Below are 23,819 nucleotides of genomic sequence, written 5' to 3'. Positions count from 1 at the left end.
CCTACCGTGCGCCACATCTAATTTCTCCGAGCATGAACCGGGTAGACCGAGGGTTGTTCTTGGGCTGGAAGGTCCGAACGCACTAGCATTGCCGCAGTCCGGACGGCACTGCTGAAACGAGGCAAAATGCGTTGGCTCCAGCGGTTGCTGGGCGGCGGGCGGGTCCAACTCGATGCGGGGCGGCAGCAGGCGCTGCTACGGGACGTCCAGTACCGGTACGGCGCCCGCGCGCAGACCCGGTTTCCCGAGCAGGTCGAGGCGGTCACCGGGCTACTGAACGGCGACGACGGCTTGGTGGTGGCGGCCCGGATCGTGAGCCAGGTCGCCGACGAGGCCCACGCGGACCTAAAGGCCCAGGCCCACGAAGTACACCGACGAACGGGCCGGCGGCTCCTGGTGCACCGCCGCAACTACCGGCCGCTGTGGGTGGAGGCCGGCCCAGCACTGCGGTGGCCACTGTTCACGTTGCCGTGCGGCTTCCACCCGTACGCGCAGGTGACCGCCGCCGTCGCGGTAGTCGGCAGTCAGGCGGCCCGGCTCGACCGGGTGACCGACCCGAACCCGCTCCTGACCCACGTGTTCGAGGTGCTCGACCTCACCACCGCCGGCTGGGAGTACGGCCGGGTGCGGGTAGACACCGACGCCGCTGCCCTGGCCGATCGACTGATCTCCACCGCCGAACAGATCCTCGCAGCCATGGACGACCCGCCCCGGCTGCCACCTCCGGTCCGTGAGCTCATGCGCCGCAACAACACCCTCGACGTGCACGATCCGACCGCCCCTCGGGCAGTGGGTGGGATCAATCTCGGCGCGAAGCTGCGCGAGCGCCTGCTGGCCTGAGGACACTGCGGCGATCGCCCCGCGCTTTCCGCGCCGTCCCCGGGCTTGTTCTGTCGATCCGGGAGCTCATACAGTCACGCGGTGAACATGGCGCAGGTCCGGCAGGCGTATGCGTCCGTCGCGGAGCTCTACATCGGGCTGTTCGGTACAAGCCAGCAGGTGCACGCCGACGACCTCGCCTTCATCGGGCGGCATCTGGCGGGTCGACCTGGCACGGTACTCGATCTGGGCTGCGGGCCTGGCCATCTCACCGGTTACCTTCGGTCGCTGGGCGTCGACGCAACGGGAATCGACATCGTTCCCGAGTTCATCGCCCACGCGCGGGCGGCCCACCCGAGCGGAAGGTACCAACTCGGGTCGATGGAGAATCTCGCCGTCGCCAACCACTCCATCGCCGGCATCCTGGCCTATTACTCGTTGATCCACCTACCGCCGCAAGATCTCGACGGCGTGCTCGCCGAGTTCCGGCGAGCAATGGCCCCGGCCGGAACGTTGGTGCTCGGTCTCTTTGACGGTGACGAGGTCGCGGCCTTCGACCACAAGGTCGTGACCGCCTATCGCTGGCCCGTCGACGAGTTCTCCGCGCGGCTGACGCGAGCCGGCTTCACGGAAGTTGAGCGCCTTCAGCGGCCCAGCGAAGGCCCTCATCGGCCACACGCCGCCATCGCGGCAGTCGCGACCGAAGGGTGAGCCGAGCCGCGAGCCTCGGCTGCGAGCAGTAGGTCACGGGTGGGGACGGCTGGTGATGCCGTCCAGGATGGTGATCAGGTTGTGGTGGAAGGTTGCCTCGGCGTCGAGGTGGGCGCCGTCGATGACGAGCCGGGCGACGGTGGGATAGCGGCCTGTTTTGAGCATGCTCGTCAGGTAGGGCCCGAGGGCGGCCTGCCAGGCGGTCACGTCGGTGTCGGTGGAACGGGCGGTGCGTCGCTCGGTGACCTCTCTGCGGAGCGCTCCGACGATGAAGGCGTTGAGGGCGCCCAAGGCCCGCTGGAGGTCGTCGATGCCGCGCACGCCGGGGGCCTGGCTGAGCGCCGCCGCGGTCGATTCGCCTACGGCGAGCGCGTGAGGTCCCAAGTGTGGCCTTCCGCCGAGCAGGTCGGAGAACCACTCATGATCAAGGGCGGCATCGCGGGTCCGGTGAACGATGGCCAGTACCGTGGCGCGCCACTCGGAGCGATGGCTGTCCTCGGCGATCTGGGCATAGACGGCGTCGACCATCAGATCGAGCAGTTCGGATCTGTTGATCACATAGTCGTAGAGTCGCATCGGACCGACACCGAGCTCTTTGGCGAGCTTGCGTACCGATAGCCCGTCGAGGCCGTGCACGTCGGCGAGCCGGATCGCCGTGGCGGCGATCTTCGCACGGCTCAGCGGCACAGGCGTCGCCCGCGGTTGAGGCTCGGGCCGTTCCCAGACGGGCAGCAGTGCGCTACCGTACGGCGTATCCATAAAATACAGCGTACGGTAACGGAGATGATGATGCGAATCGCGATCGCCGGAGGTGGCCTCGGCGGCCTGACGCTGGCCCGAATCCTGCACCGACAAGGCATCGACGCGGTGGTGTACGAACGCGAGGCAAGCCGATCCGCGCGATCACAGGGCGGAATGCTCGACCTGCACCCGGAGTCCGGGCAACAGGCCCTGGCCGAGGCGGGCCTCGCCGACCGGTTCCGGTCCGAGGCGCGACCGGAGGGCGAGGAACATCGCATCCTCGACCCGGCCGGACGCACCGTCGTGCACCACACGCCACAACCCGGCTCATTCTCCGGACGCCCCGAGATCGATCGGAGCGTACTGCGTGATCTTCTGCTCGATTCGCTCCCCGGCGACGCGGTGGCCTGGCAGCACCGGCTCGTCGCGGCGACACCACGACCCGATGGAGGCTTCGGGCTGACGTTCGACGGCGGCCACAGCGCCGACTGCGACCTCCTCATCGGCGCGGACGGCGCACGCTCGGTCGTCCGGCCGCTGCTCACCGACGCGACACTGTCCTACGTGTCCACCTTGGTAGAGCTGAGCATCAGCGACGCCGACCGGCGCCACCCGGACCTCGCCGAGTTGGTCGGCCCCGGGAACCTGTGGTGCATCGGCGTGAACCAGATCCTTGCAGCGCAACGCCTCGGCGACGGCAGCATCCGAGTCGGGATCGGCTTACGCGCGGACGATCGCCAGATGGACACCTACGGCAGCAAGCGCGCTCTGCTGGACATGTTCGACGGCTGGGCCCCCAGCCTCACCGCACTCATCGAAGCCGGCGACAGCCCGCCAATCCCACGCAGGATCGAGGCGATGCCCACCGGTACACGCTGGGCCCACCAGCCAGGCATCACCCTCATCGGTGACGCCGCGCACCTCATGCCGCCGGTCGGCGAGGGCGCCAACCAAGCCATGCTCGACGCCGCCGAACTCGCCGCCGAACTCGCCACCAACCCCGCCGACCCCGACTCGGCGATCCGTGCGTACGAGGAGGCGATGTTCATCAGAATTCACCCGATCGCCGAAATGTCCGCACGGGTCCAGGCGATGATGCTGTCCCCCACCGCAGCCGACGACATCGTCCGCTTCTTCACGCCACGACCCACCGAGCCGGCACCCGCAGATTGATGACGCGCGGCGCAGCCGGCCGCCCCGCCGCCTGCCCGCCAGGACGGGCGCCGGGCATCGCGGGTACCCCGAAGTTTCGATAGCATCGAACAAGCGTGGCGGGCTCTCCCGCCGGGACGCGACAGGAGGTCCCCGTGCGGTCCATGGAGAGTAACCCGGTCCGGGAGCGGCCCCTGCCCGGCGAGCGGGCGGCGGACGCCACCCCCGCCGGCCTGGTGGGCGCGCGCATCCGCCAGTACCGCAAGGAGCGCGGGCTGACGCTGCGCGGCCTGGCCGCCCGTTCCGGCCTGTCGATCGGCTTCCTGTCCCAGGTCGAGCGGGGCATCTCCTCCATCGGCCTGACCGCGCTGGGCAGCGTCGCCAAGGCCCTGGACCACACGGTGGCGGAGTTCTTCGACGCCGGTGCCGACTCCCCCGACCAGGCGGTCGGCCCGCTGCCCATGCACTTCACCCTCACCAGGGCGGAAACCCCGGCCACCCAGTACGTCTCCGCCCAGCAGACCTACCGGATGCTGTCGGAGCGAGGGCCGGACCTGGTGCTCGAACCGATGCTGGTGCACATCGCGCCGGGGGGCCGCCGGGAGGCCGCCTACGGCCATGCCGGAGAGGAGTTCGCTTATGTCATCTCCGGCGAACTGCTCTACGAGGTCGACGGCGTCGAGCACCGGCTGCGTCCGGGCGACAGCGTGCACCTGCGCTCGTCGGTGCCGCACTCGATGTACAACGACACCGACGCGGTGACGACCGTCGTGTCGGTGGTCACCCCCCGGCTGTTCTGACGCCGGTCGATCGCCTCGCCACCCGCAGGGCGGCGGCGGCACCAGCGGCGCTTGTTCACGCTGGTGAAACATCGCGAACTTCTCCGGGGCCCGCGACGGCGGCGGCGCCCTACGCCCGGCGGCCCAACCGGCGCTCCACGGCGGCCATGGTGGCCCGCCAGACGGTCGAGCCGGGATCGATGACGGCGAAGTGGTCGCCCGGCAGTTCGAGGTGGTCGACGTCGTCGCCGGCCGCGCGGGCCGCGACGGCGTACCGGCGGTTGGCGTCGACGAGGTCGGGGCTGTCTTCGGCGCCCTGCACCAGCAGGGTCGGCACCCCGATCGGCACCCGGGCCATGGGGTCGGCGGCGGCGTACCGCTGTGGCACAGTCGCGGGGGTGCCACCGAGGGCGGCGGGAATCGCCTCGTCGCCGAGGTACCGCCGTTCGCCCTCGGCCAGGTCGAGGACGCCGGCCAGCGACACCGCCAGCGCGACGCGGGTCGCCGCGACCCCGGGCGGGCCGGGGAGGTCGCGGTGGGCCCCGCCGGCCTGGTCGGCGCAGGCCCGCAGCGCAAGCTGGCCGCCGGCCGAGTGGCCGAGGAGCACGACGCGGTCGAGGTCCAGCCGGCCGGCGTCGGCGAGGCCCGCCAGCGCCGCGACGCCGGCCGCCACGTCGGCGGTGGTGGCGTCCCACCCGTGCCGGTCCGGGCGGCGGTACTCCACGTTCCAGGATGCGTAGCCCCGGCCGGCCAGGTCGACGGCGAGGGCGTCCATCAGGTCGGCACCCCACACCGACCGCCAGAACCCGCCGTGCAGCAGCATCACGACCGGCACCGGGCCCGCCCCGACGGCGGGCGGCAGCCGCAGCTCGCCCCACTGGTCCGCCAGCGGGCCGTAGGCGATCCGGGTGGCCGGCGACCGGTGGCGGTGCACGGCGTGCCGGACGGCCCAGGCCAGGCCCCAGGCGCCCCGGCCCTGAAGGTGGGCGGCGCCGGGCACGGGCGGCTCGACGGTGAGGTCGTACCACACGACGTGGGGCGGGACGTCGCCGATCAGGGCGCGCACCTCGGGGTCCGGGCCGGGCAGCGCCACCACGGGCGACCCCGCCTCCGTGACCAGGGACCGCACCTCGGCGGCGGAGGCGGCGGTCACCAGCCGGCCGGTGACGCCGAGTTCCGCGCACGCGGCGGTGGCGAGTGACTCCAGCAGGGCGGGGTCGGCCACCACCGCCGGGCCGACCACGACGAGGATGCGCATCCGCGCGTTCCCTTCTACCTGCACAGCAGGGGCAGCACGGCGGAGCCGAGCAGGTCCACCCCGCGGTCGTCGGTCAGCCCGTGCGGGGTGCCGAACTCGACCCGGCGGACCCCGGCGTCGATCAGCGTCTGGGCCTGCGCGGCCACCTGGGCCGGGGTGCCGGAGAACGCGAACCGGTCGAGCACGTCGTCGGGGACGAGGCGACCGGCGGCCTCGTGTGCCCCCTCGTCGACCAGGGCGCCGACCCGCTGCACCAGGCCGTCGGGCAGCGCGACGGTCGGGTCGAGTTCCGCGACGACGGCGAGGTACATGGCGACCTCGGTGCGGGCCTTCGCCCGGGCTGCCTCGCCGTCGGTGTCGACCACCGTCACGGCGCCGAACACGATGCCGACGTCCTCGACGTCGCGGCCGGCCCGGTCGGCGCCCACCCGCACCCGGTCGCGGATCACCGGCACCATGTCGGGGTTGGCGCTGCCACCCACCTTGATCTCGTCGGCGATCCGGCCGGCCAGGGCCGCGCCCTGCGGGCCCCACGCGCCGATCAGCAGCGGCGGGTCGGGCCGGTGCACGGCGTAGCGCAGGGCGGTGCCGGGCTCCAGGGTGAAGACCCGGCCGGGGTAGCCGTTTCGGTCGCCGCGCAGCAGCCGGTAGACGACGGCCGCCGCCTCCTCGATCGTGGTCAGCGGCCGAGGTTGGGCCAGTCCGACCGCCCCGAGCCAGGTGCCGCGGGCCAGCCCCAGGTAGGCCCGGCCGTGCGAGGCCAGGTCCAGGGCGGCGAGCTGACCGGCGATCTCGTACGGGGCCAGCGAGTACGGGTTGAGGCAGGCCGTCCCGAGCCGGACCCGGCTGGTCGCCCCGGCCATCTCCAGCAGCGGGAAGATGGGCGGCTGGTACATCAGGTCACCGAAGACGGTCAGCACGTCGAAGCCGTGTGCCTCGGCGGCCTGCGCCAACGCGGCGTACGCGCCTGCGGGCTTGTCGCTCTGCAACCCGAGTCCGATCTCGACGGCCATCAGGTCAGGTCCGCCGAGTTCATCCGTCGCCGGCAGGTCCGTTCCACCTTCATGACGAGTCGCTCCTCGGGGTCGGGGCAGGCGAAGTGGGAGTCCTGGGCCAGCCAGTCCCCGGCGGCGAGGTCGCGCTGCTTCGCGGCGAGGAACGGCAGGACGGCGGCCAGCGCGTACACGCAGAAGTGCTGGCCCGCGGGCAGCTTCAGGTGGGCGCTGTCGGTCAGGTCGAAGTGGTCGCCGACCGCCATGCCGCAGACCGACCTGCCCTCGATGCGGTCGACGGTGACCCGCAGGTCGTAGATGTCCATGTCGCCGTCCGGGGTCTCCGTCATGCCTGCTCCCTCTCCTCGACCCGTACGATGATCTTTCCGATGGTCCGGCGGGCGGCCAGCTCTGCCAGCGCCGCGGGGGCCTGTTCCAGGGACACCACCCGGCTGACCGGCGGCCGGACCGCACCGGCGGCGTGCAGGTCGAACAGGGCCTGGTAGGCGGCGCGCACCTCGGGGGCGCGGCGCCACGGGTACCGGGAGCCCCAGGACAGGCCGACCAGGGTGGCGTTCGCGGCGATCAGCCGGGCCGGGTCGACCGGCGGCGGCGGGCCACCGGCGGCACCGACGGTGACGAGCCGGCCCTCGAAGGCCAGGCAGTCCAGCGAGCGGGCCAGGATGTCGCCGCCGACCGGGTCGACGACGACATCGACGCCGTCGCCGTCGGTGGCGTCCCGCACGGCGGCGACGAAGTCCTCGGTGGTGTAGTCGACGGCCACCGCCGCGCCCTGTTCCCGGCAGACGGCGGTCTTGGCGGGACCGCCGGCGGTGGCAAGGACCCGCGCGCCCCGGGCGACGGCGAGCTGGGTGACGGCGATGCCGACGCCGCCGGCGCCGGCGTGCACCAGCACCGTCTGCCCGGCGGTGACGCCGGCGCGTTCCAGGGCGAACCACGCGGTCTGGTACGTGACCGGCAGCGCCGCCGCGGTCACCGGGTCCACGGTGGCCGGGCGGGGCACGACCACGGCGGCGTCCACCGTCACCGTGGAGCCGAGCGCGCCGCGGGGCAGCGCCGGGCAGGCGACGACCTCCTGGCCGAGCAGGTGCGCTACGCCCTCGCCGGCGGCGACGACCCGGCCGGTGGCCTCGACGCCGGGGGTCATCGGCGGGTCCGGCCGCACCGGGTACTCGCCCCGGCACAGCGACACGTCGAGGAAGTTCAGGCCGACCGCATGGACGGCGAGGCGTACCTCGCCGGGGCCGGGCGGCGGGTCGTCGGGCAGTTCCACCACCGACAGCACGTCTGTCGGCTCACCCGTGCGGTGGGCGACCAGCCGGCGGATCACGGGGCCGGCTCCGGTCCCCGCAGCAGCTCGGCGTGGTGGTGCACGATCAGCCACCGGCCAACGACCCGGCGCAGCACGTCGGTGACGCGGGTGAGCTCGGGCGGCCCCTCGGCGTGGGCCTGGGCGACGAGGACGTAGCGGGCGACGCCGACCTCGCCCCAGACGTCGATGTGCTTGTCCCGCGCGGCGAGCACCGCCAGCCGGGGCCGTTGCCCGGTGGCGTCGCGCTGGTCGCGGTACGAGTCGAGCTGCGAGCGGGTACGCAGCGGGCCGGGTAGGTGGGTCTCCCAGGTGGTCACCTCGGGGTGCAGGTGGCCGTCGAACCGGGGGCGGTCCCCGGCCAGGAACGCCTCGTACATGTCGTCGATCCCGGCGGCGATGGCCGCCGCCCCGGCGGTGCCGTCCTGGCCGGCGTACCCGGCGGTGCGGTCCTGGCCGGCGGATCCGGCGGTGTCGGCGGACGTCATCGCGCACCTCCCGGCGCGGCTGCCCGGTCGTCGCGGACGACCCGGCCGCCCTTCATCACCCAGCGCACGCCCCGGAACGCGGCGGCGCCGTCGAGCGGGTCGTCGTCCATGGCGATCAGGTCGGCCAGCTTGCCGTCCTGCACGGTGCCACGGTCGTCCTCGACGCCGAGCCACCGGACGGGGCCGAGGGTGCCGGCGTGCAGGGCCCGGGCCGGCCCGATCACCTCGGCCATGTACTCCAACTCCCGGACGGTGGCGTTGGTGCCCTCGAAGTGCCAGAACGGCGGCATGTCGCTGCCGAGCAGCACCTGCACCCCGGCGGCGACGGCCGTCGCGAAGCTCTCCAGGTGCCCGGGGCCCGCGCCGAGCGAGCGGCACTGCATCCATTCCGGCACGCCGAGCTCGTCGAAGAACTCCTTGCAGCGGGTCACCAGCAGGGTCGGCACCAGGGCCGTGCCCCGCTCGGCCATCCGCTCGGCGACCTGCGGGGTGAGCTGGTAGCCGTGCTCCACGCAGTCCAGGCCGAGGTCCACGGCCGCGCCGATCACCTCCGCCGGTCCGGCGTGCGCGGTGACCTTGCGTCCCCAGGCGTGCGCGGTCTCGATCACGGCGGCGAGTTCGTCGGCGAAGAGCTGGGGGGTGTGGATGCGTTCGTGCTCGCCGGCGATGCCGCCGGAGATCATCACCTTGATCAGGTCCGCGCCGGCCCGGATCTGGCTGCGCGCGCCGTGGCGGAAACCGACGGGCCCGTCGCACTCGAGGGTGTCGCTGCTCTCGTGGCCGTGCCCGCCGGTGCAGACGAGGGCGCGGCCGGCGGTGTGGATGCGGGGGCCCTCGGTGCGACCGGCGGCGATGGCGCGGCGCAGCGCGAAGTCGGCGTGGTCCTTCTCGGCGACGCAGCGCACGGTGGTGACGCCGCAGTGCAGGGTCCGGCGGGCACCGTCGGCCATGTAGAGGGCGAGGTCGTGCGGGCCCATGCCCTTGACGCTGTCGCCCCCGGCGCCGGGCAGCGACAGCGAGAAGTGGGTGTGCATGTTGACCAGGCCGGGGGTCAGGTACGCCCCGTCGAGGTCCAGGTCGGTCACCGGGCCGGCGGCCCGGGCCCGGGCGGCCACCTCGGCGTACGGGCCGACGGCGGCGATGCGGTCGCCGCGGACCCAGACGCCGGCGTCGGGCAGGGGCCTGGCGCCGTCCGCCACGCGGGCGTCCAGCACGGTGCAGTTGCCGAGCAGCAGGCTCGACGGCTCGGGGGGGCTTGCGGCGGTCATGCGGTCACTCCGTACAGGTCGTGGGCGGCGGAGGCAGAGACGTAACCCTCGGCGACGTCCCGGCGTACCGCCTCCGGATCACGCAGCCTCGGATCGCCGTGCCCACCACCACCGGCCGTCAACAGGGTCACCCGGTCACCGGCCTTCACCGGGGTCCGCTTCGTGCTCACCCGCGCCTCCCGATCCGTACCCGGAAACACCACCACCCGATTCGGCTCCGGCGACAACCCACCGTCCAAAGCCCACGGCGCGGACTTCGTCTTCTTGATCACCGACAGGAACTCCCCCGCCGACACGAACCGAATATCCCGCCGCAACCCACACCCACCCCGGTGCCGCCCCGCACCACCAGAATCCGTACGGATCTCCACCCGCTCGAAGAACATCCCCGTCCCCGCCTCCAGAACCTCGACGGGGGTGTTGCGGGCCTGGGTCTGGCACAGGTGGTTGGCCGGCCCGATGCCGTCGTGGTGCGGGGTGCCGCCCCAGCCGACCGGGTCGTTGTTGCTGACCGCGAACATCTGCCCGGTGTCCGGGTGCAGGCCCACCATCATGAACCCCGGCACGTCACCGCCGCTGGACGCCGGCAACCGGTCCGGCATCCCCTGGGCCAGGGCCCGGTAGATCAGCTCCAGGGCCACGGTGCCGGTCCACTGGGTGAACGTGGCGGCCGGGTACTGCGCGTGGAACAGCGATCCGGGCTCGGTGCGTACCCGCAGTGGGGCGAAGTGGCCGGCGCTGGTCTGCTCGGTGGGCGTGGTGATCGCCTTGAACGCGACCCGGCAGGTGGCGATGGTGGCCCCGAGCGGGAGGTTCACCGGCCCGGCCACCGCCGGGGACGATCCGGTGAAGTCCACGGTGAACGTGCCGCCGGCGATGGTGACGGTGACCCGCATGCGGATCGGGTCGTCGGTGACGCCGTCGTCGTCGAGCCAGTCCTCGGCGGTCCAGCTGCCCTGCGGCAGGGCGGCCACCGCCTCGGCGGCGGAGTCGGCGGCGGCGGCGATCACCCGGTCGATGACGGCGTCCACCATGGTGGGTCCGTACTGCCGGTACAGCTCGGTCATCCGCCGCTCGCCGGTGCGCAGCGCGGCGATCTGGGCGTTGAGGTCGCCGAGGACGAGGTCGGGCATCCGCGAGTTGAACCGGATCAGCTCGTGGATCTCGTGGACCGGCTCGCCCCGGGCGTACACCTTCGTGCCGGGGAAGATGATCCCCTCCTGGTGCATGTCGGTGGAGTCGAGCACGTAGCCCGGGTCCTTGGCGCCCAGGTCCATCCAGTGGGCGCGGATGCACAGGAAGCCGACCGGCTCCGCGTCGCCGGGCAGGAAGACCGGGGCGAACAGCGTCGCGTCGTAGGTGTGCGCCGCGTTCCAGTACGGGTAGTTCAGCAGCACCACGTCGCCGGGGTGCAGGTTGTCCCGGCCGACGTACTCGACGCCGCGCTGGATGGAGTAGTCGTTGGCGCCGAGGAAGCGGGACAGTCCGGTGGACTCGGCGACCAGCCGCAGGTGGCGGTCGTAGAGGGAGATGCCGAAGTCGTAGACCTCGTAGATGACCGGGTTGAAGGCGGTACGCACCAGCGCGGCGCGCATCTCCTCGGCGGCGGAGACGAGGTAGCTGCGGACCACCTCGACGGTGGCTCCGTCGACGGCCGGCTCACTCATCGACGTCCACCCCGTACAGGTCGTGGGCGGCGGAGGCGGAAACGTAACCCTCGGCCACGTCCCGGCGCACCGCCTCCGGATCACGCAACCTCGGATCACCGTGCCCACCACCACCGGCCGTCAACAGGGTCACCCGATCACCCACCTCGACCGGGGTCCGCTTCGTGCTCACCCGCGCCTCCCGATCCGTACCCGGGAACACCACCACCTGGTTCGGCTCCGGCGACAACCCGCCGTCGAGCGCCCACGGCGCGGTCTTCGTCTTCTTGATCACCGAGAGGAACTCCCCCGCCGACACGAACCGGATGTCCCGCCGCAATCCGCACCCGCCCCGGTGCCGCCCCGCGCCACCGGAGTCCGTACGGATCTCCACCCGCTCGAAGAACATCCCCGTCCGCGCCTCCAGGACCTCGATCGGGGTGCCCCGGCCGGTGCTGCCGGAGATGTGGGTGGCGGCGTCCATCCCGTCGTGGTGCGGGGTGCCGCCCCAGCCGACCAGGTCGTTGTTGCTGACCGCGAACATCTGCCCGGTGTCCGGGTGCAGGCCCACCATCATGAACCCCGGCACGTCGCCGCCGCTGGACGCCGGCAACCGGTCCGGCATCCCCTGGGCCAGGGCCTTGAGGATCAGCTCGACGGCGACGATGCCGGTCCACAGGGTGAAGGTGGGCTGCGGGTAGACCGCGTGGAAGAGGGTGCCGGGCTCGGCCCGTACCTCCAGCGGCGCGACGGTGCCGGCGTTGGACGGCTCGTCGGGTGAGGTCAGCGACTTGAGGATGACCTTGCAGATCGCCTCGGTGGCGCCGAACGGCATGTTGATCGGACCCCGGGTGGCCGGCGCCGAGCCGGCGAAGTCGACCGTGAAGGTGCCGTCGGCGATGGTGACGGTGACCCGCATCCTGACCGGATCGTCGGTGATGCCGTCGTCGTCGACCCAGTCCTCGGCGGTCCAGCTGCCCTGCGGCAGGGCCGCGAGCGCGGCCCGGGCGCGGGCCTCGCCGTCGGCGATGATCCGGTCGACGGCCGCGCTCACGGTCGGGCGCCCGAACTTCTCGACGATCTCCAGCAGCCGGCGTTCGCCGGTGCGCAGCGCGGCGATCTGCGCATGCAGGTCGCCGAGCACGGCGTCGGGCATCCGCGAGTTGAACCGGATCAGCTCGTGGATCTCCCGAACCGGCTCGCCCCGGGAGACGACCTTGGTGCCCGGAAAGATCAGGCCCTCCTGGTGCATGTCGGTGGAGTCGAGCACGTATCCCGGGTCCTTGGCGCCCAGGTCCATCCAGTGCGCCCGGACGCAGAGGAAGCCCACCAGCTCGCCGTCGGCGTCCGGGTCGGCCGGGTCCGGCCGGAAGACCGGCGCGAACAGGGTCGCGTCGTAGGCGTGCGCCGCGTTCCAGTACGGGTAGTTCAGCAGCACCACGTCGCCGCGGTGCAGGTTGTCCCGGCCGACGTACTCCACGCCCTTGGCCAGCGAGTGGTCGTTGGCGCCGAGGAAGAAGGTCAGGCCGGTGGCCTCGGCGATCAGTCGCAGGTCGGGGTCGTAGATCGACAGGCCGAAGTCGTGCACCTCGTAGATGACCGGGTTGAACGAGGTGCGGATCAGGGTGGCCCGCATCTCCTCCGCCGCCGACAGCAGGTAGCTGCGGACGACCTCGACGCGGGCACCGTCCAGGGTGGTCATGCGGCTGCCTCCAGGGTGACGAGCAGGTGTCCGTGGTCGTCGACGGTGACCCGCTGGCCGCTGGGCACCACCGTCGTGGAGGTGCCCTCGTCGACCAGCGCCGGCCCGGCGAACGTGTCGCCCGCGTCCAGCGCGGACCTGTCGTACACGGCGAACGGCACGACCGCCCGCCGGCCGAAGTCGTAGGCGTCCCGGTGGGCCAGCAGGGCCTGCGCCGGGTCGCCGTCGCCACACGCACGGGTGCCCAGCTCGGGCCGGTCGGTGCGGCCGATGCCGCGCACCCGCAGGTTGAGGATCTGCAGCGGGTTGCCCATGGTGTGGCCATACCGGCTGCGGTGCAGCTCGTCGAAGGCGGTCCGGACCGCGTCACGGTCCAGCGTGCCGCCGACGGTGACCATCAGGCTGTGTTCCTGGCCCAGGTAGCGCAGCTCGAACTGCCGTTCCAGCAGGGCCTGGTCGGCCGGCACGCCCTGCGCCTCGAGCGACGCGACCGCCTCGGTTCCGACGGCCTTGAAGAGCTGGTCCAGCTCGACGAGGTCCGCGTCGTCCAGGGTGGCCATGACGGTGCGGCTGAAGTCGTTGACGATGTCGGCCGACAGCATGCCCCACGCGGAGAAGCCGGACGGCGCGAAGGGCACGATCACCTCGCCGATGCCCATCTCGCGGGCCAGCAGCGGGGCCAGCAGCGGCCCCGCCCCGCCGAAGGCGAGCAGGGAGAACTGCCGGGGGTCGTGGCCGCGTTCGACGGTGATCTGCCGGACCGCGCCGACCGTGCGGGCCAGCAGCACGTCGAGGACGCCTGCGGCGGCGGCCTCCACGTCCAGGCCGAGCGGCTCGGCGAGCTGTTCGCGTACGGCGTCGCGCGCCGCCGCGTCGTGCAGGCCCATGGTGCCGGCGAGGAAGCGGTCGGGGTCGACGTAGCCGAGCACGACGGCCGCGTCGGTGACGGTCGGTCGGGTGCCGCCCCGGCCGTAGCAGACCGGCCCGGGGTCGGCGCCGGCGCTGTGCGGGCCGACCTTGAGCAGGCCCCGGTCCAGCCAGGCGATCGAGCCGCCGCCGGCGCCGATGGTCCGGATGTCGTACGTCGGGATCAGCAGCGGGAAGTGTTCGAGCTGTGCCTCGTACGCGGCGGCGGGGTTGCCGCGTTCGATGACGCAGGCGTCCAGCGAGGTGCCGCCGATGTCGAAGGTGAGCAGGTTGTCGCGGCCCAGCTCGGCGGCCAGGTACGCGGCGCCGACGATGCCACCGGCCGGACCGGACAGCACGGTGTGGGTGGGCGACGTCTTCGCGACCGCGCTGCTCATCGAGCCGCCGCCGGAGCGCATGATCAGGAACCGGCCGGTGAAGCCCCGCTCGGCCAGCCCGGCCTCCAGCTCGTCGACGTACCGTTCGAAGATCGGCCGGATGTACGCCTCCAGCACCGTGGTGCTGGTCCGCTCGTACTCCCGGTACTCGCGCACGATGTCGGTGGACAGCGACAGGCTGACCTCGGGGAACTCCTCCCGGATCAGCCGGGCGGCCTCCTGTTCGTGGCTCGGGTCGAGGAACGAGTGCAGGAAGCAGATGGCGATCGAGGTGACCTGCTGGTCGACGACGAGAGCGCGGGCGGCGGCGCGGACGCTGTCGGGGTCCAGTTCCTCCACCACCCGGCCCCGGTGGTCGAGCCGGCCCCGTACCCCGGCGGTGAACCGGCGCTGGACCAGGCTCTCCGGCCGCTCGTACTGGAAGTCGTACATGTGGTCGTTGGGCACGTTGCCCCGGCCGACGAGGAAGATGTCCCGGAAGCCGTCGTTGGTGATGATGCCGGTGCGTCCGCCCCGGCGTTCCAGCACCGCGTTGAGCCCGAGGGTGGTGCCGTGGATGAACAGCTCCACCTCGGACAGGTCGGTGCCCAGGGCGGCGATGGCGGCGAGCACCCCGTCGGCGGGGCGCGCGGGGGTGGTGGAGGCCTTGCGGAAGCGGACCCGGTTGGTGCGGGTGTCCAGTTCCATGGCGTCGACGAACGTGCCACCGATGTCGACGGCCAGCCGGACGGGACGACGTGTCATGGCGTGGTGGCCTGCTTTCCGATCAGGGCGGGGAGCTCGGGGACGCGCCAGCAGGCGGCCCGGCTCGCGCCGTGGGACTGAAGCTGCTGCGGCTGGGTGCGGCAGGTGTCGGTGACGAACGGGCAGCGGGCGGCCAGCGGGCAGCCGGTCGCCGCGTCCGCCTCCTCCAGGTCCTTGACCAGCTCGACCGGGGCGGCGTCGGGCGGCGGGGTCCCGCCGAGGCGGGGCGCGCTGGCCAGCAGGGCCCGCGTGTACGGGTGCAGGGGGTGGTCGAAGACGACGTCGACGGGGCCCTCCTCGACGACGCGCCCGAGGTAGAGCACCACCACCCGGTCAGCGAATCCGCGCACCGTGGCCAGGTCGTGGGAGATGAACACCGCCGCGCGGTCGGCGTCGGCGGCCACGTCGGCGATGAGGGCGAGGATCTGCGCCTGCACGGTGACGTCCAGGGCCGAGGTGGGCTCGTCGAAGACGATCAGGTCCGGCTCGCCGACCAGAGCGCGGGCGATGCCGATCCGCTGTGCCTGCCCGCCGGACAGCTCGTGCGGGTAGCGGCGCAGGATCGCCCGGTCCAGCTCCATCCGGTCCAGCACCGCGGCGACCCGGGTGTCTCGCTCGGCGGCGGACAGGCCGGCGGCCCGCAGGGGCTCGGCGATGGAGTCGCCGACCGTGCGACGCGGGCTGAGCGACCCGATCGGGTCCTGGAACACCAGTTGGGCGCGGGTGCGCAGCCGCCGCGCCGCCCGCCCGGACGCGCGGCCCCGGCCGGGCCCCGGGGTCGCCCCGGCGACGGTGACCGTGCCGGAGGTGGGCGGCACCAGGCCCATGATGAGCTTGGCGAGGGTGCTCTTGCCGCAGCCGCTCTCGCCGACCACGCCGAGTGTCTCGCCGGGCGCGAGTCGCAGGCTCACCCCGCGCAGCGCGTGGTGCCCGCCGGAGGAGAACCGGCTGCGGTAGACGACGTGCGCGTCGTCGATCTCCAGCACGGCGGGCGCGGTGCCGCGCGGTGCAGGGCCTGCGGCGTGGGGTCCCGGGCCGAGGTCGGCGGCAGAGGAGCCCGGTGGGACGGTGGCTGCCTCGGAGCCCGGTGGGACGTCGGCCGAGCCGGCGTCGAGGGGGCCGGTGCGGGGGTGGAAGCAGGCCAGCGACCAGCCGTCCGGACCGCCGGCGAGGGGCTCGGTGGGCGGCCGGCGGGTGACGCAGGTGTCGTCGGCGTGCGCACAGCGGGCGGCGAACGGGCAGGCGAGCGGCGCCCGGGTCAGCAGTGGCATCGCGCCGGGGGTGGCGACGACGGGCCGGCCGCCGAGGTCGGGCACCGACCGCAGCAGCGCGCGGGTGTACGGGTGCGCCGGCTGGCGCAGCACCTGATCGGCCGGGCCGCTCTCCACCACGGTGCCGGCGTAGAGCACCACCACCCGGTCGCAGACCTGGGCGATGGAGGCGAGGTCGTGGGAGATCAGCAGTACGGCACGGCCGTCGGTGTCGGCGGCATGCCGGAACTGCCGCAGGATCTCCCGGGTCAGGGTCACGTCGAGGCCGGTGGTCGGCTCGTCGGCGATCAGCAGGCCGGGGGCGCAGCCCGTGGCCAGGGAGATCATCACCCGCTGGGCCATGCCGCCGGACAGCTCGTGGGGGTACGCGTCGAGCCGGCGCTGCGGGCTGCGGATGCCGACGGCCTCGAACAGCTCCCGCGCGGCCTCACGGGCCCGGTCGGCGGGCACGTCCCGGTGGGTGACGAGCCGGTCGACGAGTTGCCGGCCGACGGTGCGGGTGGGGCTGAGCGCGCCGCGCGGGTTCTGGAAGCAGATCGCCGCTCCCCGGCCGCGGTGGGCGGCGAGCGCGGACTCGTCCATCCGCAGCACGTCCGCGCCGTCGAAGTCGACCCGCCCGGTGGCGTGCGAACCGCCGGGGAGCAGGCCGACCACGGCGCGGGCGACCATGCTCTTGCCGCCGCCGCTCTCCCCCACCAGGCCGACGACCTCGCCGGGTCGCACGGTGAGGGTGACGTCGCTGAGCGCGGCCACCTCGCGGCCGGGGCGGCGGATGACCACCGACAGGTTCTCGATCGACAGCATTCCGGTCACCGCCGCTTCGCGTCAGCGCGTTCCTGCAGGCCTTCGCCGAGCAGGCTGAATCCCAGGACGCAGACGAGCAGCGCCAGGCCGGGTGGGACCGAGGTCCACCACCGGCCGCCGACCACGTCCGCGGCGCCGAGGCTGATCATGGCGCCCCACTCGGCGGCGGGGATGCTCACACCGAGGCCGAGGAAGGACAGCCCGGCCAGGGTCAGCATCGCCCAGCCGCAGTTGAGCGGGGCGATCACCCGCACCGGGGTGAGGCTGTTGGGCAGCAGGTGCCGCCACAGGATGCCCGCGGTCGACGCCCCGGAGGTGACGGCGGCGTCGACGAAGGGCAGCTCGCGCAGGGTGCGTACCTCGGCGCGGACCAGCCGGGCGTAGGCCGGGGCGTTCACCGCCGCGATGGTGATGATGAGGTTGACGGTGCCGTTGCCGAGCAGGGCTGCCACCGCCAGGGCCAGGATGAAGGTGGGGAACGCCTGGAAGATGTCGACCACCCGCATCAGCACGTCGTCGATCCAGCCGCCGCGATAGCCGGCGACCAGGCCGAGCAGCGTGCCGACGGTGACGGCGAGCGCGACGGCGGCCACCGCGATGCCCAGGTCCAGCCGGGCGGCGTAGAGCACCCGGCTCCAGATGTCCATGCCGTTGCCGTCGGTGCCGAGCAGGTGGCCGCCGCCCGGGCCGGTCAGGGTGGCGGCGGGGTCGATCTCGGTCTCGCCCCAGGAGCTCAGCAGCGGCGCGCACAGCGCGGCCACCGCGATCACCGCGAGGATCGCGGCGCCGGTGACGATCAGGACGCGGGCGAAGCGGCTGCCCGGGGCGGGGCCGGTGACGGGGCCGGGCGGGGACGGGGCCGGGGCCTCGGTCGGGCCGCTGGTACGCGGGTCGGCCATCAGATCCTCACTCTCGGGTCGAGGATGGCGTGGACCACGTCGGCGATGAGGAACACCAGCACGTAGCAGAGCGCGATCACCAGCACGGATGCCTGGACCACCGGGTAGTCGCGGTAGAGCAGGCCGCGCAGCGCCCACTGGCCGAAGCCCTGCCAGGAGAAGACGTACTCGACGAGCACGGTGGAACCGATGGCGGTGCCGAACACCAGCGCGGCCAGCGACGGCAGCCGGACCAGGGTCGCGCGCATCAGGTAGCCGTACAGCAGGGTGCGCCGGGGCAGGCCGTGCGCCGCCGCCGCGGCGTACGGCTCGGAGTGCAGCACCTCCAGGGCGGAGGCCCGCACGCTGCGCAGCAGGGGCGCGACGACGCCGATGACCAGGGTCAGCACCGGCAGGACCAGGTACGCCGCGGCGGAGGCCATGGCCGGCCCGTTCCCGGTGAGCGCGGCGTCCACGAGGTCCGCGCCGGTCAGCGGGGTCAGGTCGGTGTCGGGATCCACCCGCCCGTTGGGGGCCGGGAACCAGCCGAGCACGCTGTAGCCCACCAGCACCAGCACGAGTCCGAGCCAGAACTCGGGCACGGAGTTGCCGACCAGGGCGAGGACCCGGATGCCGTGGTCGGCCGGCCGGTCGGCGCGACGGGCCGACCACACGCCGAGGACGGTGGCCACCACCAGGGAGATGGTCACGGCGATGACGACCAGCTCGAGGGTGGGTCCCACCCGCAGCGCCATCTCCGCGCCGACCGGGGCGCCGCTCTGGATCGAGGTGCCGAAGTCGCCCGTGACCAGCCCCGTCAGGTAGTCGAGGAACTGCCGCCAGAGCGGCTGGTCCAGCCCGAAGCGGGCCCGGGCGGCGTCGGCGTCGGCCTCGGTCGCGTTCTGCCCGAGGATGGTCCGCACCGGGTCGCCGGGCAGCACCCGGACCAGGAGGAAGGTCAGGACGATCACGCCGAGCAGCACCGGGATGAGCTGGAGCAGTCTTCTGGCGACGAACCGGAGGATGCGCATGGGCAGGGTCCCGCCCGACCTAGGCCGACGCGGTCAGGTAGCGCAGGCGGGCGAGGCCGTCCATCGGCTGCACCCAGCCGGCGACGTCGTCGCGTACGGGCAGGTTGAAGTTGGGTTGGCAGACGACCACCCAGGGCACGTCCGCGGCGAGGATCTCCTGGACGCGCTTCCAGAGCTGACCGCGGGCCGCCTGGTCGACGGTGGTGTGCGACTGCTCGTAGATCTTCTCGATCTCCGGGTTGCTGTAGTTGGAGTAGTTCAGGTTCGCGCCCTTGACGAAGCTCGTGGCGAGCATGTACTCGACGTCGTTGACCCAGAGCTGACCGGAGGTGATCTGCAGCGGGACGTTCTTCTTGGACCTCCGCTCGCCGAGGGTGGCCGGGTCCAGCGGGGTCAGCTTGAGGTTGATCCCCACCTTCGCCGCCTCGCTCTGCACCTGGACGGCGATCTTCTGCTGTTCCTCGTTGTCGGCCTCGAAGACCAGCTCGGAATCGACGGTGGTCCTGCCGGCCGCGGCCATGGCCGCCCTGGCCTGGTCGAGGTCGTGGGTGAACGGGTACCCGCCGGCGTCGTAGCCGGGCATGTCCAGCGGCACGGGGCTCTTGGCGGCGCGGGCGTCCCCGCCGTAGACGTTGTTGATGATCTGCTCGTACGGCGTCGCGTGGGCGAGGGCCTTGCGGACGTTCACGTCGTTGAACGGCGCCGTGGTGACGGACATCTGGATGGTGACCTGACGGTTGCTGGCGGCCGAGATGACCTTGATGCCGGCGGCCTTCTTGAGGTCCTGGATGTCGCGCTGGCTGATGCCGAGGGCGATGTCGATGTCGCCGGCCTGGAGTTGCAGCCGCTGGTTGGAGGCGGCGGGCACCACGGAGATCCGGATGGTGGGCGTCTTGGCCGGGTCGGGGCCGGGGTATCCGGCGTTCGCGGAGAGTTCGATCTCCTGCCCCTGGGTGGCCTTCGTGACGTTGTAGTAGCCCCCGGTCGGCGGGTTCTTGGCGAACCACTCCTTGGCCCAGGGGTCGTCGGCGGTGGCGTGCTTCTTCGCCTCGGTGGAGTCGAAGACGTACAGCGAGATGGCCTGGATCTGCCGGGTGAGGGCGCTGGCGAACGCCTGGTGGAACTCGACGGTGTGGTCGTCGACCACCTTGACCTGGTCGGGCTTGGTCAGACCGATGGTGCGGTAGACGCCGGCGACGTTGGCCTGGGCGGCGAAGGCACGATCCTTGGACCACTTCACGTCGGCGGCCGTCAGCTCGTTGCCGCTGGCGAACTTGACCCCGCGGCGCAGCTTGAGCGTCCAGACCCGCTGCGTGGCGTCCGGCTCGAAGGACTCGGCGAACGTCGGGGGGACGTTCTGTGTGTCGAGGATCTGGCTGTCGCCGGCGGCGGTGACGCCGTAGTCGATCAGGTAGGGGAAGACGTTCTTGTACAGCATCAGCGCGGTCAGGTCGAAGCCCACGAAGTCCTGGTCCCAGCTCGACAGGTAGCTCGAGACCGCGATACGCAGCGCCTTGGCGGTGGGGCCGCCCGACGCGCCGTCGCGGGGCTTGGGCTCGCTGTTCGCGGCGCAGGCGCCGGTGGCCAGCAGGAGCGCCACGCTGCCGCCCAACTGCAGGACCCCGCGGCGGGAGAGGGCGGGCGAGGAGGCGCCGCCCGCACGGTGGGAACGAGCCATGGGTAGTCCTCCTAGAAACACGAGGCAGATGGTCCGTGCTGAGGACCTACCCGTGTTCTACCGGATTAAGTGAGAGTGAACAAGGGCCTGAACCCTGTTCGCCGCCGAACCCCCGAAATCGACCACCCATGCTGGCCGAATGGCCGATGACCCGCGAAGCCAATGTTCACACGAGTTCACAGAGTTGCTACACGCACCGATACGGCGGTGCCGGGAGCGTCCCGGCCGGACGGGACGCCTGTCCCTGGCGGCCGGGTCGATCCGGGGCGTTGACTCTGATCCATGACCTCACTTCCGGACCACTTCCCGGCCCACGTCAAGGGCTCCTACGTCAACTGCGAGGAGTACGCCCGCAAGGCGCAGCTCACCGCCGTCCCGGACGCCGAGCAGTTCCCCGCCCACGTCAAGAACAACTACGTCACCTGCGCCGAGTACGCCCGCGCGGCCCAGCTCACCGCCGTCCCGGACGTCGACCACTTCCCGGCCCACGTGAAGAACTCCTACGTCAACTGCACCGAGTACGCCCGCGAGCCGCAGCTCACCGCCGTCCCGGGCGGCGCGGCATGACCCTGCTCGCCACCTCCCGGCTGGACCGGGTCTGGCAGGAGTGGCTCGCCGAGAACCTGGCCATGGGCGCCCCCGTCGAGCAGGCGCGGGCCGCCGCCGTCGCCGGGGGCGCCGACGCGGACGCCGTCGACGCGGAGCTGGGCGAGCTCACCGCCCACCCGTACTTCGCCGTGTGCCGCCGCCTCGCGCTGCGCTACGACTGGATGGAGTCCGTGCTCGACACCTACCGGACGCTGCGCAACAGCGACGGCGGAGAGACCCTGGAGCGCCGCGCGGGCAGCACGCCGGAGGAGTTCTTCGCCCGGTACTACTTCGGTCACCGGCCCGTCGTGCTGGAGGGCCTGATGACGGACTGGCCAGCGCTCGACTGGACCCTCGATGGCCTGGCCGCGGCCTGCGGAGACGCGGTCGTCGAGGTGATGACCGGGCGGGAGGCCAACCCCGACCACGCCTGGCAGTACGACCGCCACCGCACCACCATGCCGTTCCGCGACTACCTGACGCTGCTCGGGTCCGGGACCCACACCAACGACTACTACATGGTCCCCCGCAACGAGAACTGGTCCCAGGCGCTGCGCCCGCTCGCCGCCGACGTGCGCCCACCCGAGGGGATCGTGGACCCGACGGCCCTCGGGCATCTGCTGCTGGGCCCGGCGGGCACGGTGACCCCGCTGCACGTGGACAACAGCACGGTGCTGCTGTGCCAGGTCCTCGGCCGCAAGCACGTGCGCCTCGTGCCCTCGTACGAGCGGCACTTGGTCTACCCGCGCGGCGGCACGTTCAGCGCCGTCGACGCCGCCCGACCGGACCTCACCCGGCACCCGCGGTTCGCCGAGGCCACCGTGCTGGAGACCGTCCTGGAACCGGGACAGATGCTGCTCATTCCCGTCGGCTGGTGGCACTGGGTGCAGGCCCTCGACGTCAGCGCCACGGTCACCTTCCACCACTTCCAGGTCCCCGGGCAGAATCACAAGATGGCGACCCCGCCGGCTGCCGGCCTGGACGAGTGACACCCCCGGGGCCGCGCCACCGGCCGGCGACGCCACGGTGACGTGGTGCACCGGCCCCGGTCGGGCGGCGGCCCCGTGGACCCGGATCGGCCGCCGGACGCGCAGCCCGGTCAGGACCCGCGCGTCCGGCGGAGCCCGGACAGGGCGTCGGCGACGGTGGCGATCCCCTGCTCGATGTCCGAGGCCGGATTGGCCGCGTACCCGAGGACCAGGCCCGGACGGTACGGACGCTGGCAGTGCCAGGACAGCGGCTGCGTCTTCACCCCGCGCGCCAGGGTCGCCGCCGCCAACTCGGTGTCGGGGACGTCGGCGTCGAGGGTGACCATCAGGTGCAGCCCGGCGGCGGCCCCGTGCACCGTGGCCCGGGGCAGGTGCCTGGCCAGCGCGGCGATCATCGCGTCCCGGCGGCGGACGTGGCGACGGCGCAGCAGCCGAAGCTGCCGCTCCAGGGCCCCGGAGGTCATCAGCTCGGCGAGCACGAGTTGCGGGAGCACCGCGTTGCCGAGGTCGGCGTTGCGCTTGGCGGCCACCACGGCGTCGCGGTACCGCTGGGGCACCAGCAGCCAGCCGACCCGCAGGGCAGGGGCGAGCAGCTTCGAAACGCTGCCGGCGTAGCAGATCCGGTCGGGCAGCATCCCCCGCAGCGCGGGCACCGGGGGCCGGTCGTAACGGTGCTCGGCGTCGTAGTCGTCCTCGATGACCAGGCCGCCGTCGCGGGCCCAGGCGACGAGCCGGCGGCGGCGCTCGCCGTCGAGCACCACCCCCGTCGGGAACTGGTGGGCGGGGGTGAGCAGCACGGCCGGCAGGCCGGCGGCGGCGAGGGCGTCGACGCACACGCCGGCCCCGTCGACCGGCACCGGCGGCGTGTCGACGCCCCAGTTGTTCAGGTGCTGGCGGACGCCGAGGGAGCCCGGGTCCTCCACCCCGATCCGGGTGATCCCGTCGGCGCGCAGCGCCTGGGCGAGCAGGCCGAGTGCCTGGGACACCCCGGCGACGACGACCACCTCCGTGGGGTCGACGGCGATGCCCCGGCTGCGGGCCAGCCAGCCGGCGACCGCGCGGCGCAGCGCGGGCGCGCCGCACGGGTCCCCGTAGCCGAAGTCGGCCGGGGCGACGCGGCCCAGCACGGCCCGCTCGGCGCGCAGCCAGTCCGCGCGGGGAAAGGCCGCCAGGTCGGGCAGGCCGGGCGTCAGGTCGATCCGGGCGGGCACGGCGCGTACCGCGTCGAAGACGTCGCTGCCCGGAGCCTGCGGGAACAGCGCGGCCGGCGCGGTCGCGGCGGCCGGGGCGCGGCGCAGCGGCGGTGGCGGGGCGGCCGGGGCGGCGACGACCACCGTGCCGGCCCGGCCGCGCCCGGCGACCTGGCCGTCCTCGACCAGCCGCTGGTACGCCTCGGTGACCACGCCCCGGGAGACCCCGAGGTCGGCGGCGAGCACGCGGGTCGCCGGCAGCCGCCCGCCGACGGGGAGCCGCCCGCCGGCGATGGCCTGCCGGAGCTGGGCCGAGAGCCAGTCGGCCCGGCCGCCGGGTGGGGCGTCGGCGATGTCGAGCTGCAGGAAGTCCGACCCGGCAGTTATGGACCTCTGCGGCGATGGTTCTTTGGCCCTGCCCATCGGGCCATCATGACAGCAGAGTGGTGGTGACGA

Annotated in this window: 21 protein-coding genes; 6 read left to right on the top strand and 15 right to left on the bottom strand. The window is 72.9% G+C overall.

The features are described 5' to 3' along the window. Positions 1-126: 126 nt before the first annotated feature. Both ACQPZO_RS13710 and ACQPZO_RS13705 read left to right on the top strand, forming a co-directional pair. Positions 127-840 (top strand): hypothetical protein, encoded by a 714-nt coding sequence (locus ACQPZO_RS13710; RefSeq protein ID WP_433350313.1) that lies wholly within the window; start codon positions 127-129, stop codon positions 838-840. An 81-nt stretch (positions 841-921) separates the two neighbouring features. Further along, a complete protein-coding gene (locus ACQPZO_RS13705) occupies positions 922-1,530 on the top strand; it encodes a class I SAM-dependent methyltransferase (protein WP_433350312.1) in 609 nt (202 codons plus the stop codon). Positions 1,531-1,563: 33 nt separating this feature from the next. Here the strand turns inward: ACQPZO_RS13705 and ACQPZO_RS13700 are convergent, their stop codons facing one another. Next, on the bottom strand, positions 1,564-2,289 hold the full coding sequence (locus ACQPZO_RS13700; RefSeq protein WP_433350310.1) for a TetR/AcrR family transcriptional regulator: 726 nt from the start codon (positions 2,287-2,289) through the stop codon (positions 1,564-1,566). A 24-nt stretch (positions 2,290-2,313) separates the two neighbouring features. Here ACQPZO_RS13700 and ACQPZO_RS13695 point away from each other — a divergent pair, with 24 nt between their 5' ends. Both ACQPZO_RS13695 and ACQPZO_RS13690 read left to right on the top strand, forming a co-directional pair. After that, on the top strand, positions 2,314-3,444 hold the full coding sequence (locus ACQPZO_RS13695; RefSeq protein WP_433350308.1) for an FAD-dependent oxidoreductase: 1,131 nt from the start codon (positions 2,314-2,316) through the stop codon (positions 3,442-3,444). Positions 3,445-3,587: 143 nt separating this feature from the next. Then, entirely contained in the window at positions 3,588-4,223 is a 636-nt protein-coding gene (locus ACQPZO_RS13690; protein WP_433350972.1) for a helix-turn-helix domain-containing protein, read from the top strand. A gap of 109 nt (positions 4,224-4,332) precedes the next feature. On the opposite strand, the gene ACQPZO_RS13685 is transcribed toward ACQPZO_RS13690, so the two are convergent. Genes ACQPZO_RS13685 through ACQPZO_RS13625 form a run of 13 tightly spaced genes read right to left on the bottom strand, consistent with a single transcriptional unit; the run spans position 4,333 to position 20,596 of the window. Next, positions 4,333-5,460: an alpha/beta hydrolase family protein gene (locus ACQPZO_RS13685; protein WP_433350306.1), complete on the bottom strand. Its 1,128-nt coding sequence runs from the start codon at positions 5,458-5,460 to the stop codon at positions 4,333-4,335. A gap of 14 nt (positions 5,461-5,474) precedes the next feature. Then, a complete protein-coding gene (locus ACQPZO_RS13680) occupies positions 5,475-6,473 on the bottom strand; it encodes an LLM class flavin-dependent oxidoreductase (protein ID WP_433350304.1) in 999 nt (332 codons plus the stop codon). Beyond that, entirely contained in the window at positions 6,473-6,802 is a 330-nt protein-coding gene (locus tag ACQPZO_RS13675) for a TIGR04076 family protein (protein ID WP_405109535.1), read from the bottom strand. The genes ACQPZO_RS13680 and ACQPZO_RS13675 overlap by 1 nt, the downstream gene beginning before the upstream one ends. After that, entirely contained in the window at positions 6,799-7,803 is a 1,005-nt protein-coding gene (locus ACQPZO_RS13670; RefSeq protein WP_433350302.1) for a zinc-binding dehydrogenase, read from the bottom strand. Before ACQPZO_RS13670 ends, ACQPZO_RS13675 begins: the two co-directional genes overlap by 4 nt. Further along, a complete protein-coding gene (locus ACQPZO_RS13665; protein ID WP_433350300.1) occupies positions 7,800-8,270 on the bottom strand; it encodes a nuclear transport factor 2 family protein in 471 nt (156 codons plus the stop codon). Before ACQPZO_RS13665 ends, ACQPZO_RS13670 begins: the two co-directional genes overlap by 4 nt. Then, entirely contained in the window at positions 8,267-9,538 is a 1,272-nt protein-coding gene (locus ACQPZO_RS13660) for an amidohydrolase family protein (RefSeq protein WP_433350298.1), read from the bottom strand. The genes ACQPZO_RS13665 and ACQPZO_RS13660 overlap by 4 nt, the downstream gene beginning before the upstream one ends. Continuing rightward, a complete protein-coding gene (locus ACQPZO_RS13655) occupies positions 9,535-11,205 on the bottom strand; it encodes a hydantoinase B/oxoprolinase family protein (protein ID WP_433350296.1) in 1,671 nt (556 codons plus the stop codon). The genes ACQPZO_RS13660 and ACQPZO_RS13655 overlap by 4 nt, the downstream gene beginning before the upstream one ends. Continuing rightward, positions 11,198-12,886: a hydantoinase B/oxoprolinase family protein gene (locus ACQPZO_RS13650; protein WP_433350295.1), complete on the bottom strand. Its 1,689-nt coding sequence runs from the start codon at positions 12,884-12,886 to the stop codon at positions 11,198-11,200. Before ACQPZO_RS13650 ends, ACQPZO_RS13655 begins: the two co-directional genes overlap by 8 nt. Beyond that, complete coding sequence (locus ACQPZO_RS13645; RefSeq protein WP_433350293.1) at positions 12,883-14,934, bottom strand: hydantoinase/oxoprolinase family protein; 2,052 nt, start codon at positions 14,932-14,934, stop codon at positions 12,883-12,885. Before ACQPZO_RS13645 ends, ACQPZO_RS13650 begins: the two co-directional genes overlap by 4 nt. Next, positions 14,931-17,009: a dipeptide ABC transporter ATP-binding protein gene (locus tag ACQPZO_RS13640; RefSeq protein WP_433350971.1), complete on the bottom strand. Its 2,079-nt coding sequence runs from the start codon at positions 17,007-17,009 to the stop codon at positions 14,931-14,933. The genes ACQPZO_RS13645 and ACQPZO_RS13640 overlap by 4 nt, the downstream gene beginning before the upstream one ends. Positions 17,010-17,014: 5 nt before the next feature. Next, positions 17,015-17,908, bottom strand: a complete 894-nt coding sequence (locus ACQPZO_RS13635; protein ID WP_433350291.1) for an ABC transporter permease — start codon at positions 17,906-17,908, stop codon at positions 17,015-17,017. Then, positions 17,908-18,918: an ABC transporter permease gene (locus ACQPZO_RS13630; RefSeq protein WP_405109561.1), complete on the bottom strand. Its 1,011-nt coding sequence runs from the start codon at positions 18,916-18,918 to the stop codon at positions 17,908-17,910. Before ACQPZO_RS13630 ends, ACQPZO_RS13635 begins: the two co-directional genes overlap by 1 nt. Before the next feature lie 19 nt (positions 18,919-18,937). Continuing rightward, entirely contained in the window at positions 18,938-20,596 is a 1,659-nt protein-coding gene (locus ACQPZO_RS13625) for an ABC transporter substrate-binding protein (protein ID WP_433350288.1), read from the bottom strand. A gap of 282 nt (positions 20,597-20,878) precedes the next feature. Between ACQPZO_RS13625 and ACQPZO_RS13620 the strand changes: the two genes are divergently transcribed. Together ACQPZO_RS13620 and ACQPZO_RS13615 are read left to right on the top strand one after the other, a co-directional pair. Further along, positions 20,879-21,163: a hypothetical protein gene (locus ACQPZO_RS13620; protein WP_433350286.1), complete on the top strand. Its 285-nt coding sequence runs from the start codon at positions 20,879-20,881 to the stop codon at positions 21,161-21,163. After that, complete coding sequence (locus tag ACQPZO_RS13615) at positions 21,160-22,173, top strand: cupin-like domain-containing protein (RefSeq protein WP_433350284.1); 1,014 nt, start codon at positions 21,160-21,162, stop codon at positions 22,171-22,173. Before ACQPZO_RS13620 ends, ACQPZO_RS13615 begins: the two co-directional genes overlap by 4 nt. A 110-nt stretch (positions 22,174-22,283) precedes the next feature. Here the strand turns inward: ACQPZO_RS13615 and ACQPZO_RS13610 are convergent, their stop codons facing one another. Then, a complete protein-coding gene (locus tag ACQPZO_RS13610; RefSeq protein ID WP_433350282.1) occupies positions 22,284-23,786 on the bottom strand; it encodes a PLP-dependent aminotransferase family protein in 1,503 nt (500 codons plus the stop codon). Positions 23,787-23,819: the final 33 nt, after the last annotated feature.

It is taken from the genome of Micromonospora sp. CA-111912, assembly GCF_050948415.1.
GTDB lineage: Bacteria > Actinomycetota > Actinomycetes > Mycobacteriales > Micromonosporaceae > Micromonospora.
Note: the sequence above shows the minus strand (reverse complement) of the source record. Positions and strands in the feature narration are given on the sequence as shown.

What these genes read in the sequence shown, in the direction of transcription:
- ACQPZO_RS13625 (WP_433350288.1), bottom strand. Translation starts at nt 20,596, where the DNA reads ATGGCTCGTTCCCACCGTGCGGGCGGCGCCTCCTCGCCCGCCCTCTCC.
- ACQPZO_RS13665 (WP_433350300.1), bottom strand. Translation starts at nt 8,270, where the DNA reads ATGACGTCCGCCGACACCGCCGGATCCGCCGGCCAGGACCGCACCGCC.
- ACQPZO_RS13640 (WP_433350971.1), bottom strand. Translation starts at nt 17,009, where the DNA reads ATGCTGTCGATCGAGAACCTGTCGGTGGTCATCCGCCGCCCCGGCCGC.
- ACQPZO_RS13630 (WP_405109561.1), bottom strand. Translation starts at nt 18,918, where the DNA reads ATGCGCATCCTCCGGTTCGTCGCCAGAAGACTGCTCCAGCTCATCCCG.
- ACQPZO_RS13685 (WP_433350306.1), bottom strand. Translation starts at nt 5,460, where the DNA reads ATGCGCATCCTCGTCGTGGTCGGCCCGGCGGTGGTGGCCGACCCCGCC.
- ACQPZO_RS13610 (WP_433350282.1), bottom strand. Translation starts at nt 23,786, where the DNA reads ATGGGCAGGGCCAAAGAACCATCGCCGCAGAGGTCCATAACTGCCGGG.
- ACQPZO_RS13695 (WP_433350308.1), top strand. Translation starts at nt 2,314, where the DNA reads ATGATGATGCGAATCGCGATCGCCGGAGGTGGCCTCGGCGGCCTGACG.
- ACQPZO_RS13645 (WP_433350293.1), bottom strand. Translation starts at nt 14,934, where the DNA reads ATGACACGTCGTCCCGTCCGGCTGGCCGTCGACATCGGTGGCACGTTC.
- ACQPZO_RS13690 (WP_433350972.1), top strand. Translation starts at nt 3,588, where the DNA reads ATGGAGAGTAACCCGGTCCGGGAGCGGCCCCTGCCCGGCGAGCGGGCG.
- ACQPZO_RS13675 (WP_405109535.1), bottom strand. Translation starts at nt 6,802, where the DNA reads ATGACGGAGACCCCGGACGGCGACATGGACATCTACGACCTGCGGGTC.
- ACQPZO_RS13700 (WP_433350310.1), bottom strand. Translation starts at nt 2,289, where the DNA reads ATGGATACGCCGTACGGTAGCGCACTGCTGCCCGTCTGGGAACGGCCC.
- ACQPZO_RS13620 (WP_433350286.1), top strand. Translation starts at nt 20,879, where the DNA reads ATGACCTCACTTCCGGACCACTTCCCGGCCCACGTCAAGGGCTCCTAC.
- ACQPZO_RS13660 (WP_433350298.1), bottom strand. Translation starts at nt 9,538, where the DNA reads ATGACCGCCGCAAGCCCCCCCGAGCCGTCGAGCCTGCTGCTCGGCAAC.
- ACQPZO_RS13680 (WP_433350304.1), bottom strand. Translation starts at nt 6,473, where the DNA reads ATGGCCGTCGAGATCGGACTCGGGTTGCAGAGCGACAAGCCCGCAGGC.
- ACQPZO_RS13655 (WP_433350296.1), bottom strand. Translation starts at nt 11,205, where the DNA reads ATGAGTGAGCCGGCCGTCGACGGAGCCACCGTCGAGGTGGTCCGCAGC.
- ACQPZO_RS13635 (WP_433350291.1), bottom strand. Translation starts at nt 17,908, where the DNA reads ATGGCCGACCCGCGTACCAGCGGCCCGACCGAGGCCCCGGCCCCGTCC.
- ACQPZO_RS13650 (WP_433350295.1), bottom strand. Translation starts at nt 12,886, where the DNA reads ATGACCACCCTGGACGGTGCCCGCGTCGAGGTCGTCCGCAGCTACCTG.
- ACQPZO_RS13615 (WP_433350284.1), top strand. Translation starts at nt 21,160, where the DNA reads ATGACCCTGCTCGCCACCTCCCGGCTGGACCGGGTCTGGCAGGAGTGG.
- ACQPZO_RS13710 (WP_433350313.1), top strand. Translation starts at nt 127, where the DNA reads ATGCGTTGGCTCCAGCGGTTGCTGGGCGGCGGGCGGGTCCAACTCGAT.